At 63.6% G+C, this 11,536-nt stretch carries 10 protein-coding genes; 3 read left to right on the plus strand and 7 right to left on the minus strand.

Annotated elements, in window-relative coordinates:
* Nucleotides 1-48: 48 nt before the first annotated feature.
* The 7 genes from IB267_RS21895 to IB267_RS21925 all read right to left on the minus strand — a co-directional run bounded on the left by IB267_RS21895 (nucleotide 49) and on the right by IB267_RS21925 (nucleotide 8,280).
* The gene (locus IB267_RS21895) at nucleotides 49-1,692 is read right to left on the minus strand and encodes an arylsulfatase (RefSeq protein WP_210335961.1); all 1,644 of its coding nucleotides are present in this window, start codon (nucleotides 1,690-1,692) and stop codon (nucleotides 49-51) included.
* Nucleotides 1,693-1,828: 136 nt separating this feature from the next.
* Entirely contained in the window at nucleotides 1,829-3,214 is a 1,386-nt protein-coding gene (locus IB267_RS21900) for a BatD family protein (RefSeq protein ID WP_192449556.1), read from the minus strand.
* The gene (locus IB267_RS21905; RefSeq protein ID WP_192449557.1) at nucleotides 3,211-4,782 is read right to left on the minus strand and encodes a VWA domain-containing protein; all 1,572 of its coding nucleotides are present in this window, start codon (nucleotides 4,780-4,782) and stop codon (nucleotides 3,211-3,213) included. Before IB267_RS21905 ends, IB267_RS21900 begins: the two co-directional genes overlap by 4 nt.
* Nucleotides 4,779-5,783 (minus strand): VWA domain-containing protein, encoded by a 1,005-nt coding sequence (locus tag IB267_RS21910; RefSeq protein ID WP_192449558.1) that lies wholly within the window; start codon nucleotides 5,781-5,783, stop codon nucleotides 4,779-4,781. Before IB267_RS21910 ends, IB267_RS21905 begins: the two co-directional genes overlap by 4 nt.
* Complete coding sequence (locus IB267_RS21915) at nucleotides 5,770-6,297, minus strand: DUF4381 domain-containing protein (RefSeq protein ID WP_246810786.1); 528 nt, start codon at nucleotides 6,295-6,297, stop codon at nucleotides 5,770-5,772. The genes IB267_RS21910 and IB267_RS21915 overlap by 14 nt, the downstream gene beginning before the upstream one ends.
* A complete protein-coding gene (locus tag IB267_RS21920) occupies nucleotides 6,297-7,292 on the minus strand; it encodes a DUF58 domain-containing protein (RefSeq protein WP_192449560.1) in 996 nt (331 codons plus the stop codon). The genes IB267_RS21915 and IB267_RS21920 overlap by 1 nt, the downstream gene beginning before the upstream one ends.
* A 16-nt stretch (nucleotides 7,293-7,308) precedes the next feature.
* Nucleotides 7,309-8,280 carry a MoxR family ATPase gene (locus IB267_RS21925; RefSeq protein ID WP_192450015.1) on the minus strand — a complete coding sequence of 324 codons (972 nt, stop codon included), beginning with the start codon at nucleotides 8,278-8,280 and terminating at the stop codon, nucleotides 7,309-7,311.
* 279 nt (nucleotides 8,281-8,559) lie between these two features.
* Here IB267_RS21925 and IB267_RS21930 point away from each other — a divergent pair, with 279 nt between their 5' ends.
* From IB267_RS21930 to IB267_RS21940, 3 genes are all read left to right on the plus strand, one after another.
* A complete protein-coding gene (locus IB267_RS21930; RefSeq protein ID WP_192450016.1) occupies nucleotides 8,560-9,525 on the plus strand; it encodes a formylglycine-generating enzyme family protein in 966 nt (321 codons plus the stop codon).
* A 43-nt stretch (nucleotides 9,526-9,568) separates the two neighbouring features.
* A complete protein-coding gene (locus IB267_RS21935; protein WP_371742624.1) occupies nucleotides 9,569-10,633 on the plus strand; it encodes an HAD family hydrolase in 1,065 nt (354 codons plus the stop codon).
* 439 nt (nucleotides 10,634-11,072) lie between these two features.
* Complete coding sequence (locus IB267_RS21940) at nucleotides 11,073-11,333, plus strand: hypothetical protein (RefSeq protein WP_192449561.1); 261 nt, start codon at nucleotides 11,073-11,075, stop codon at nucleotides 11,331-11,333.
* The last annotated feature ends 203 nt before the right edge of the window (nucleotides 11,334-11,536 follow it).

An 11,536-nucleotide genomic window follows, 5' to 3' on the forward strand; every position in this document is an offset into this window, starting at 1 on the left:
GCAAAGGCAGAAAGGAAGGCGGCGCAGGGCGCGCCGCCTTCGATAGTGTTATTGAGCCGGTGGCGTCTTGGCCAGGATCTCGTTGATCTTGGCATGCACGCCTTCCTCGATCTGGTCGATCGAGAAGCTCGCCGGCTTCTGGCTCGGCGGATACTCGATGAAGGTTTCGAGGAACATGGCGGCCTTTTGAACGCCGAGGAAGTTCAGGTAGACGTTCTTCGTCAGCCAGTCGTTGTACTGGTCCGACACGATGTCGGCCCGCTCGTAGGGGTCCATACGCAGGTTGAACACTTTCGGCACGCGAAGGCACACGAACGGGTCCTGCCAGACGTCGAAGCCGCCGGGCTTGCGCATTTCGCAGAACACGAACTTCCAGTTCTCCGACCGCATGCCCACGAGCTTGGCGTCGTCGTTGAAGTAGTAGAACTCTTTGCGCGCGCCTGTCGGCTGCTCGCCCGTCAGATAGGGAAGCTGGTTGTAACCGTCGAGGTGGACCTTGAAGGTCTTGCCGTCGAGGTCGGTGCCCTTCAGCAGGCGCTCCTTGACGTCCTTGTCGCCGGCGGCCGCAAGCAGCGTCGGGAACCAGTCGAGGCCGGAGAACATCTCGTTGGATACGCCGGGCTTGATCTTGCCCGGCCAGCGGATCATCGCCGGGACGCGGAAGGCGCCTTCCCAGTTGCTATCTTTCTCGCTGCGGAACGGCGTGGTCGCCGCATCCGGCCAGGAGAACTGGTTCGGGCCGTTGTCGGTGGTGTAGACGACGATTGTGTTGTCGGCGATCTTCAACTCGTCGAGTAGGTTGAGCAGCTTGCCGACGTCGTTGTCGTGCTCGACCATGCCGTCGGCATACTCGTTGCCGGGCATGCCGCTCTGGCCCTTGTACTGGTCGCGCACATGGGTGAAGAGGTGCATGCGCGTCGTGTTCATCCAGGTGAAGAACGGTTTCTTGGCTTCCGTTTGCTTCTTGATGAAGTCCATCGCCGCCGCAGTGGTCTCGTCGTCGATGGTTTCCATGCGCTTGCTGTTCAGAGCGCCGGTGTCTTCCACCTTGCCGTCGGCGAAAGAATGCAGCACGCCGCGCGGCGCATAGGACTTGATGAAATCAGGATCATCCTTCGGCCAATAGGGGCGCTCCGGCTCTTCCTCGGCGTTCAGATGGTAAAGGTTGCCGAAGAACTCGTCGAAGCCGTGGGCGGTTGGCAGAAAGCGGTCCTGGTCGCCCAGATGGTTCTTGCCGAACTGGCCGGTCGCGTAACCCTGCGCCTTCAGCGCCTGGGCGATCGTCACGTCGCGGTCCTGGAGGCCAACCGGGGCGCCGGGAACGCCGACCTTGGACATACCGGTGCGCAGCACCGTCTGGCCTGTAATGAAGGTCGAGCGGCCGGCTGTGCAGCTGTTTTCGGCATAGTAGTCGGTGAACATCAGGCCGTCGCGGGCGATCCGGTCGATGTTCGGGGTCTTGTAGCCGACGACGCCGAAGGAATAGGCACTGATGTTGGTTTGACCGATATCGTCGCCGAAGATCACCAGGATGTTGGGCTTTTCCGCGTCCTGGGCAAAGGCCGGCAACGCGGAGGCGGAAATTGTCGACATCAGCACGGTGCCGGCCAGCGCCAGCGCCTTCGGTTTCGCAGCGTGCCCGATGGTACACGCGGCGAGCCGGCCAAGCCGGTTCTTCAGATCGATACTCATCTCATGTCTCCCTGAGGCAGCAAGCAATCGCTGTCGGAATGCAGGCAAAGTTTCGGATTTACCGATTCAACTTCTACCGGTGGGCGTTCGCGGGTAAGTACGTAACAGTTACGAAGGCTCGCGACGGCGCGTAAAATCAGGCCCGGCCGGCAACAAGGTGCCTTGGCGGCTCGGCCTCCAGTCCGGGGTTGAGATCGGGCAGGTCCGATGCCGGGTCGCCGCCATCGACGGAGATTTCCATAAGCCAGCGCTGTCTTGCCGCTTTCAGGCCGCCGCGCATCCGCGGGAGATCCGGCCCGTCCTGATGAGAGCCGGGGCTGCCGTAACGACTGCGTCGAAAAACGGCAAATGCGTTTGCCGTCGCCGGATCGGCAAAGCTGTCGAGCCAGCGTGAGACCGGCGTGTTGCCGGTGCGACGCGACCAGCGGTCGAGCGCCGTCTCCAGCCGCAACGGGTCGTGATCCCGGCAAGCGCCGAGCACATGGCGAAACGCCGTCGCCTCGGATTGCGCCCTCTGTTCGAGTGCGGTTTCCAGCCGGATTTCGAGGCGGCCGAACAGGTTGGCGGCCAGTTGGATAAGCGCCGCAAGGGCGGCGACCGATGCCACGATGCTGAGCCACCACAGCCAGTCGAAGGGCTCCTCGGACGGCGGCGAGGTCGGCGGGGCGAGCGCAGGCTCCACCACTGGAGCCGCACCGACGCTGACGGTAGCGCCAGCCGCTTCGGCCGACTGCATCGATCCGCTCGCCGGATCGAACCACGGCAGGCTGATGGCCGGAAGCGAATAGCTGCCGGGCTTTGCAAAGACGTAGGTCGCCACGTCCTTGCGCAACCCCGCCGTTATCTCCCCGCGTGACGTGCGTTCCTGCGAAAGCACGGGGTCGTGCCGGTAGACCTGCACGCCTGCCGGGGCATCGAAGGTCGGCTCGGGGATCATCATCGGCGCCAGTCCGGCTGCGCGGATGGTGATGGTTCGAACCAGAGCGTCGCCCACCTTCAACCCCGCCGGATCCCGGTCGAACGACTGGGCGATGGTGATTTCTCCGGCGGTGACGCCGGCCTTTCCGCCCGCGCTCTGAGGAACGGCTTCGACCGTGAACGTGAGCGAAGGCAACGTCACCTGACCCTTGCTCGTCTGGCCGGGCACGGCGGCATAGCCGAACGGAATGACCGCAGCCGGCAGCACGTAATCGCCGGGTGTCTGCGGGGTGATCGCGTAGGTCTTGCGGATGCCGGAGAAGGCCTCGCCGTTGACGGTCTCGTTGAGGTTCATGCCGCGTTCGTCGGGCATGGTGACGATAGTGCCGGGAAGATCGAACAGAGGAAACTGTGGCGGCGAAAGGAAGTAGTTCGGGACGAAGACGTCGACGTCGACCTCGATCTGCTGGCCGGCATAGATCGGCCCCTTCGTCGTGACCGTTGCGCGGGCAAAGGGATCGGCGGCGAAGGCCGTGCCTGCAAGCCAAAGCGACAGGCCGAGGAGCCAGATGATCAGCCGCGGCAGGGCGGCGAGGGCTGTCACGGGGCCGCCTCCTTCGCTTCGATCGCAAATTTTCGTGCCAGCAGTTCGGCCGGCGACACCTGGATGTTGCGCATCCACATGTCGGCCGTCTGCGGTCCGCCCTGAACGGTGGCTTCCGTTCCCTTTTTGCCCTTGTCGTCGAACTGGACCTGGTCGGGGTCAATGCCGGCCTGTTCCTGCTGCGCGTCCTGTTCCTGCTTGTCCTTGTCGGTCTTTCTCTTCCGGGCGATGTCGAGGTTCTTCTTGGCGTCCGGCCAGTCGGGACGGCGCTTCAACGCCTGTTCGTAGGCGGCGATCGCCTCCTCGGCCTTGTCGAGGTGCAGCAGCGCATTGCCCTGATTGTAGTAGCTTTCGGCCGTATCGCTCTCGGCAAAGGCGTCGATCGCATCCTGGAAACGACCGGCGCGGTAGAGCGCCGCGCCGCGCCAGGCGGGATCGGCGAACGTTTCTGATGCGCCCTGGAAATCGCCTTGCTCGAAGGCGCGTCGGCCCTGCTGGTCCGGCGTCAGCCAGAGGTCGATAAAGCGGTTGTCCGCTGCCTCTGCCCGATCGTTGCCGATCAGCGAAATGGCGGCGAGCAGATAGACCGCCCAGCGGATGGTCCAGCCACGGCGGAACCAGAAGAGGCCGAAGACGGCGATCGGGATCGTAAGCCACCAACCGAGATCGTGCCAGCGCGTCAGCCCCTCGGCCGTCTTCGCGGCAAAATTCGTCTGGATGCGCCGGACGATCCAGCTGACATCGGCGTCGTCGGTGGTCACCGAGGCGACCTCGGCCCTGGAGGCCGACTGCAGCGCCTTGAGGCCCTCGACATCGAGCTTCGCCCGGACATGCGCGCCGGTGGCGTCGGTCAGGAACCCGCCGTCCGCCGTCTTGACCGGGCCGCCCTCGGCCGTGCCGATGCCGAGTACCATCAATGAGTTGCGCCCCTGATACTCACCGAAGGCCTTGAAGGCGGAACGCTCGACGCCGTCGGTCATGAACAGGATGGTGCCGGGCACCGTTTCGTTGGCGAGTGCTTTCTCGACCGCCTGGAGGGCCTTGGCTGTGTCCTTGCCGTCGACCGGCATAATCTGCGGTGACAGCGCGGCAAGGTAGGACTTCACCAGCGCCGCGTCGTCGCTAAGCGGCAGCACCATGTGGGCGGAGCCGGCATAGGCGAACAAAGCGGTGCGCGAGCCTTTCCGCCGTTCGAGAATGTCCTGGACCTTCAGCTTGGCACGTTCGAGCCGCGTCGGCGAAATATCGGTCGCGTTCATCGTCGGGTTGAGGTCGATGGCGATGGCCAAAGGCGCGGTGTCCTCGACGAAGGGTGGCCGCTCGCGCTGCCAGGTCGGGCCGGCTGCCGCGACCGCCGCAACGGCGATCAGCGCGGCGGTGACGTGTACCGGCTGGAAGCGCCGCTTGCCGCCCTTGTCGATCAGCAGATGATCGAGCAGGTGCGGTGCGATCATGTCCTGCCACTGCGAACGGACATCGCCGCGCCGGGTGACGAGATAGATCAGCAGCGGGACGGCGGCGAGCGCCAGCAGCCACAGCGGCCGCAGAAAATGAAAATCCGCGATCATGGCGCTGCCTCCCGGCGCTGACGGCGATCAGCGAGCGAGGACAGGAGCCACATGGCGGCATGATAGGCGAGCACAAGCAGCAGTGCTGCGCCAAGCGGATAGTGAAACAGCTCGATGCGCGGCCGCCAGGAAAGCGTCTTCTGGTTTGCCGGCGTCAGCTGGTCGAGCAACTGGTAGATGTTTTGCAGACCGGCCTGGTCCTGGCCGAAGAAGTAGCGCCCCTTCGTCGCTTCGGCGATCTGCTGCAGCGCCTTGGTGTCGAGCTTCTGTTCGCCCTGGGCATTGGGATCGCCGATGCCGACCGTGTGGATCACCACCTTTCGATCGGCGGCGATGCCGGCGGCCTTGTCGGGCGGCATCTTGCTGGCGGTGTCGTTGCCATCGGTCAAGAGGATCATCACCTTGTCCGGCGCGGTGCTGGCGTCGAACATCTTGATCGCAAGCCCGATCGCGTCGCCGACGGCGGTGCGCGGACCGGCCATGCCCGGCAGGCTGTCGGCCAGCATCAGCTTGACGGTCTTGTGGTCGAGCGTGAACGGAACCAGAGGATAGGGCGCATCGCCGAAGGCGATCAGGCCGAGCCGATCATTGGGACGCCGCTCGATGAAGTCGGCGACCACCTTGTGCACCGCTTCGGCGCGGGTCTGCAGGTTGCCGGCGGGATCGCGAAAATCGCGCGTGTCCATGGATTGCGAAAGATCGATCGCCAGCATCAGGTCGCGCTGCGGCTCGACCTTTTCGATCGGCGGCTCGACATATTGCGGCCGGGCCAGCGCCAGCACGATCAGCGTCCAGCATAGGGGCGCAATCACCTTCTGGCCGAGATTGGTTCTCGGAACGACGGAACCTTCGGTCGGGCCGAGATTGGCGGCGGCCGTGATATCCTTGAAGAACGGCACCCTGACGGCAGCCGATTGCTCGCGGTATGGCGGAAGCAGCCACCAGACGAGGAAGGGCAACGGCAGGATGATCAGCGCCCAGGCGTGGTCAAGCACGTACATGATGCGCCTCGATCCAATGCCGCGCTGCCGCGATATAGGCCTTTGCCTCGGCCTCCGGAACCGCGGCGAGCGCTCGGCTGCCGTGATACTCGGCTTCCTCGAAAAACCGCGCAGAGGCGATCGGGAAGACAGGCCCGCCGGAATGCGCATCGAGAAATTTGGTCCAGCCGATGCCGTGCAGGCCGGCGATGGCCTCACGCGGCCAGACCGAAAGTGCGGTCCGTTTCAAAAGGACGGGCAGGGCGACGAGCGCCTCGCCACGCGTGCCCGTGGTGGCCAGTCCGGCCTCGATCTTCCTGAGATCAGCGAGCGCCTCGCGGCGGTAGCCATTGGCCTCCCAGCGGCGGTACCAGCGCCAGCAGGCAAGCGCGATCAGCAGCAATATGAAGCCGCCGAGCGCTGCCCATGCCGGGGTTTGAGGCATCATCGAGACCGGCTGCGGCAGGGCGATATCCGCGAGCCCGCGAAGAGCGGCGTCGAGCAGCGGGTCTTTCGGAGGGGCCGCCGTTGCCATCATCGCCTCCGCTGCCGGCTGGCGAGCTGGCCAAGCATGGTGCGCAGCTGCGGCGCCACCTCTTCCGCTGATGAGATAGGCAGCATCGGCAGGCCGAGCTCCTCCTGCCAGGCGCGCAGCGCCCGCCCGCGCTTGCGGGCAAAGCTGTCGATCGCCTCACGCACATTGCCGTAGCCAAACTGCACTTCGGCCTGAAGCAGCCCGCCGCTGAAGACGATATCGCCGTTGCGCGGTAGTTCGAGCAGGAAGGGATCGTAGATCAGAACGCAGATCACGTCGTTGTGGGCCGAGAGCTTCAAAAGCATGTCGCGGGTTTCGAGGCTGTAGCCGTCGAAGTCGCTGATGACGATGACCAGGTGATCGTGCCGGGCGATGTTGGCGACGGTCGTCAGGACGACATCGAGCTGCTCGGCGCCATGCGGCGCCTGCGAACCCGCCTGCAGTGCGGTGTTGTGGCGAGCGATGCTGTCGGCGAGCCGGATCACCGCTTCGCGGCTACGATAGGGGCGTACCTCGGTCACTTCCTCGTCGCCAAAGACGAAGCCGCCGACACGGTCGCCGAGCGCCAGCACGCGCCAGGCGGAAAGTGCCGCGACCTCTGCCGCGGCGACGGACTTCATCGCGCGGCGGCTGCCGAAGAACATGTTGACGCGCTGGTCGACGACAATGAGGGCCGGTCGGTCCTTCTCCTCGTCGTAGACGCGCACGACCGGCTTGCCGGTGCGCGCCGTGACGCGCCAGTCGATCGCGCGGATGTCGTCACCGGGCAGGTAGTTGCGCAGTTCCTCGAAGGACAGCCCGCGACCGCGCATGCGCGATTCGTGACGCCCGGCAAGCAGGCGCCGTACCGGCGCCTTGTGCAGGAACGTCAGGTCGCGGGCCATGGCTTCGAGGCCGACAAGCGCGTCCACGGAGGTATAGACGCCGGTACTGTTGGCGGTGCGGGGCTTTATGATGCCGCGTGAGCGGGCGAGGGCCGGCAAGGATATGGCCATCGACGAACCTCCATCCTCAGGCGACCGCGACGAGCTCGACGATGCGGTCGATCACCTGATTGGCGGTGGTGCCGCCGGCATGGGCTTCGTAGGAAAGCACCAGGCGGTGGCGAAAGACGTCGTGCACGGTCGCCTGCACGTCGTCGGGCGTGACAAAGTCGCGGCCGTTCAGCCAGGCATGCGCCCGCGAAACCTTGTCGAGGCCGATGACGCCGCGTGGGCTGACGCCGACCTGGAGCCATTTGGCGAGATCCTTGTCGACCTTGTCGGGATAGCGCGTCGCCATCACCAGCGCGACGACGTAGTTCTCGATCGCTTCGGAAACGGTGATCGCCGAAATTTCTTTGCGCGCCACAAAGACCGCGTCCTGGGCGAGCTTCTCGGTCGCATGGTTGTTGGACTTGGCGTTGGTTTCCTCCGAGCGCACGAGCCGCATGATGTCCGCCTCCGAGGCCGCATCCGGATAGTCTACCTGGATGTGCATGAGGAAACGGTCGAGTTGCGCTTCGGGAAGGGGGTAGGTGCCTTCCTGCTCGATCGGGTTCTGCGTCGCCATGACAAGAAACAGATCCGGCAAAGGATGGCTCTTGCCGGCGATCGTGACCTGGCGTTCTTCCATCGCCTCGAGCAGTGCCGCCTGCACCTTGGCCGGCGCGCGGTTCACCTCGTCGGCGAGAATGAGATTGGCGAAGATCGGCCCTTCCTGAAACTGGAACGCGCCTTTGCCTGCCTCGGAAAAATAGACTTCGGAGCCGGTGATGTCGGCCGGCAGCAGATCGGGCGTGAACTGGATACGGGAGAGCTCCGCGTCGAGGTTCTTCGCCATGCTCTTGATGGCACGCGTCTTGGCAAGTCCGGGCAGACCCTCGACCAGAAGATGGCCGTTGCTCAAAAGCCCCAGCAGCAAGCGCTCGATCATGCCCTCCTGGCCGATGATCGCTTCGCCGATGCGCTTGCCAAGTTGCTGGATATCGTCGCGTGCACCCATGAGATCCTGCTCCCTTGCCTCGTCGGCAACATCAGTCATCATGAACTTTCGACTGAGCTTATTGTTAAATCAGCCCGATTGGAAAGAACGTAACAGTAACGAAGGACTGCGGGACGCTGGCGGGCATGCCTCATGGCAGGCGGTTTCGCATCCCAGAGGCTTCGGGCCGATTGCGTAACGGTTACGTACTTTGGGCGGCGGGCATTTGGCGCTAATCTGTGCCGGCCGTCTGTGGGTATCTTTGCCGACGGTGCCTAGGGAGATCAGAGCCAGATGCAAATGTCCCCAAAAATGTCCCTTGTCGACGAAACGCCGGCGGCGATCAGCGCCCGCGAGCAGGTCTGGATAGAGGGCGGGACCTTCGTCATGGGTTCGGACAAGCACTATCCGGAGGAAGCGCCGGCCCATCCGGTGAAGGTCGACGGTTTCTGGATCGACGTCACGCCCGTTACCAATCGGCAGTTCGCCGCCTTCGTCGAGGCGACCGGCTATGTGACCGAGGCGGAAAAGACGCCGGACCCGAAGGACTATCCGGGTGCGCTTCCGGAGATGATGCGGGCGGGATCGGTGATCTTCGATCCGCCAAAGCGGGTGGTCGGCAACAGTCCGTCGCAATGGTGGAACTTCAAGTTCGGCGCCGATTGGCGACGGCCCTACGGGCGGCAAAGCAACATCCGCGGCAAGCTCGACCATCCGGTCGTGCAGGTCTCCTACCTCGACGCCAAGGCCTATGCAGCCTGGGCCGGCAAGGACCTGCCGACGGAGGCCGAATGGGAGTTCGCCGCCAAGGGCGGGCTCGAAGGCGCGGAATTTGCCTGGGGAGACGAACTGGTACGCGATGGACGCTTCATGGCGAACACCTGGCACGGCATGTTTCCGACGGAGAACCTGAGGCCTGACGGCTTCGAGCGGACCTCGCCGGTCGCGAGCTTTCCCGCCAATGGCTACGGCCTCTTCGACATGATCGGCAACACCTGGGAATGGACGAGCGACTACTGGTCCACCCGGCATCCGGCGCCGGCGCAAAAGAGCTGCTGCATTCCCGCAAATCCGCGGGGTGGCGACCGGGAGGCAAGCCTCGATCCGCGCCAGCCGACGATCCACATTGCCCGTCGGGTGGTGAAAGGGGGCTCGCACCTCTGCGCGCCCAACTATTGTCGCCGGTATCGGCCGGCGGCGCGTCACGCGCATGAGGAAAACGCGGCGACGACCCACATCGGATTCCGTTGCATTCGGCGGCCTTGATCCGCCCAGAGGACTTGAAACCGTTGCGCGAGGAGGATGGATGATGACGGCAACAGCGATGCGTTCCGGGTTCGTGGTGGACGGCGATGCCCGGAGACTAAGGCGCCGCTCCAGGCTCGCCGGCCTGCTGCTCACGTTTGCTGCGGCCTTTGCATCGCCGAGCGCTCTCGTCGCAGCGGATACGCCGGCCGACACGCTCCCCTCGTGGAACGATGGCGAGGCGAAAACCGAGATCGTCGATTTCGTCACACGGGTCACCAGCGAGAGCAGCGCCGATTTCGTGGCGCCGGCAGAGCGGATTGCCGTCTTCGACAATGACGGCACGCTCTGGACCGAGCAGCCGAACTATTTCCAGGGCATGTTCGCCATCGACCGCGTCAAGGCGATTGCGCCCGAACATCCCGAGTGGAAGGACAAGGAGCCTTTCGCATCGCTGCTGAAGGGTGACATGTCGGGCGTTGCCGCCGCCGGCGAAAAAGGTATCGTCGAGCTCGTCATGGCGACCCATGCCGGCATGACGACGGACGACTTCACGAAGACGGTCAAGGACTGGTTCGCGACCGCCAAACATCCGCGCTTCGATCGTCCGTACAACGAGATCACCTACCTGCCCATGCGCGAATTGCTCGACTATCTCCGGGAAAACGGCTTCAAGACGTTTATCGTCTCCGGTGGCGGCATCGAGTTCATGCGGCCGATGACCGAGCAGATGTACGGCATTCCACCGGAGCAGGTCGTCGGCAGCAGCATCACGACGAAATACGAACTCGACGGCGATACGCCAGTGCTGATGCGCGACCCCAAGATCGATTTCGTCGACGACGGTCCGGGCAAGCCCGTTGGCATCAACACCTTTATCGGCCGGCGGCCGATCTTCGCCGCCGGAAATTCCGATGGCGACTATGAGATGCTGCGTTGGGTAACGGCCGGGTCCGGCCCGCGCCTCGGCATGATCGTGCACCATACGGACGGGGAGCGCGAATGGGCCTATGATCGGCAATCGCCCGTCGGCAAGCTGGACAAGGCGATGACCGAGGCCGAGCAGCGGAACTGGCTTCTGGTCGACATGAAGAACGACTGGCGCAAGATCTACGCCTTCGACAAATAAACGGCTGCGCCGCTGCGGTGTGCGCCAGCGATCGATGTCGAGGCAAAGGCCGGTGCCGAGCGCGACTTGCTGTTCGCGCGGCACCGGCAGGCCATCGCCGCGCGAACGACGGTGCTCTGGCGCGTCTATCTCGCCGAGGAATATTTCCCAGGATCGATCGCGATATCGCCCATGCGGCCGGTGACGGCGCAATTCATGAGGATTCGAGGCGAAGATTGCCAAGACGGCGGCCAATACGGCCCAATGTTACTGTTACGTACTTCCGAAAATCGGCGTTCGTGCCACTTTTCGTTCAGGGGACAGGTAAGCGAGGGCCGGATTGGCCACAAGCGCCGACCGGCGAGCCGGCCCCCGCCCGCAACGGTGTCTGGTCGTCACTGACACCCCCGGGGAATGCCAATGCATGAGCATCGATTGTCGTTCAGGCGGATGGTAACCCATGCCCAGCGCAGCTTTTCAACGGGGACTTCTGAAGCTTATGCTCAAGCTGCCGGCATTGCGCGGCCAGTTGCAATTGATCAGTGCCAAGAACCAGTCCCTGGCAAGCCTCTGCGAAGCCTATGAGGAAGCAAGCTCGATGCTTGACCGGCAAAGGCGTCTCACCCCACTGGATCATTCGATGATCTCGGAGTATGAATTGATCTGTCGCGAGATCGAAGAAGAGGTCATTTCCGTCTGTATCGCCGATACCGGGACATGAGCCTAGTCCGTTGTGATTAACGAATACCTCGCTTGAGCTTGCCAGAGCGACGAAAACCCCACAAGAATTCTATGGGAATTATCGGGTTTTCTGTTCCAATTTAAAATGATTCAATTCTTCGATAAAAATATTTTGTGACGGTGCGATATTCTTCTTTCCGCCACAGAAGCTCTCGTTTAGAGTTCGCCTCGCGTTGCACTCTC

Source organism: Ensifer sp. ENS09 (assembly GCF_014852425.1).
Taxonomy (GTDB): Bacteria; Pseudomonadota; Alphaproteobacteria; order Rhizobiales; family Rhizobiaceae; genus Ensifer.

What these genes read in the sequence shown, in the direction of transcription:
- IB267_RS21895 (WP_210335961.1), bottom strand. Translation starts at nt 1,692, where the DNA reads ATGAGTATCGATCTGAAGAACCGGCTTGGCCGGCTCGCCGCGTGTACC.
- IB267_RS21905 (WP_192449557.1), bottom strand. Translation starts at nt 4,782, where the DNA reads ATGATCGCGGATTTTCATTTTCTGCGGCCGCTGTGGCTGCTGGCGCTC.
- IB267_RS21910 (WP_192449558.1), bottom strand. Translation starts at nt 5,783, where the DNA reads ATGTACGTGCTTGACCACGCCTGGGCGCTGATCATCCTGCCGTTGCCC.
- IB267_RS21915 (WP_246810786.1), bottom strand. Translation starts at nt 6,297, where the DNA reads ATGGCAACGGCGGCCCCTCCGAAAGACCCGCTGCTCGACGCCGCTCTT.
- IB267_RS21920 (WP_192449560.1), bottom strand. Translation starts at nt 7,292, where the DNA reads ATGGCCATATCCTTGCCGGCCCTCGCCCGCTCACGCGGCATCATAAAG.
- IB267_RS21925 (WP_192450015.1), bottom strand. Translation starts at nt 8,280, where the DNA reads ATGGGTGCACGCGACGATATCCAGCAACTTGGCAAGCGCATCGGCGAA.
- IB267_RS21930 (WP_192450016.1), top strand. Translation starts at nt 8,560, where the DNA reads ATGTCCCCAAAAATGTCCCTTGTCGACGAAACGCCGGCGGCGATCAGC.
- IB267_RS21935 (WP_371742624.1), top strand. Translation starts at nt 9,569, where the DNA reads ATGACGGCAACAGCGATGCGTTCCGGGTTCGTGGTGGACGGCGATGCC.
- IB267_RS21940 (WP_192449561.1), top strand. Translation starts at nt 11,073, where the DNA reads ATGCCCAGCGCAGCTTTTCAACGGGGACTTCTGAAGCTTATGCTCAAG.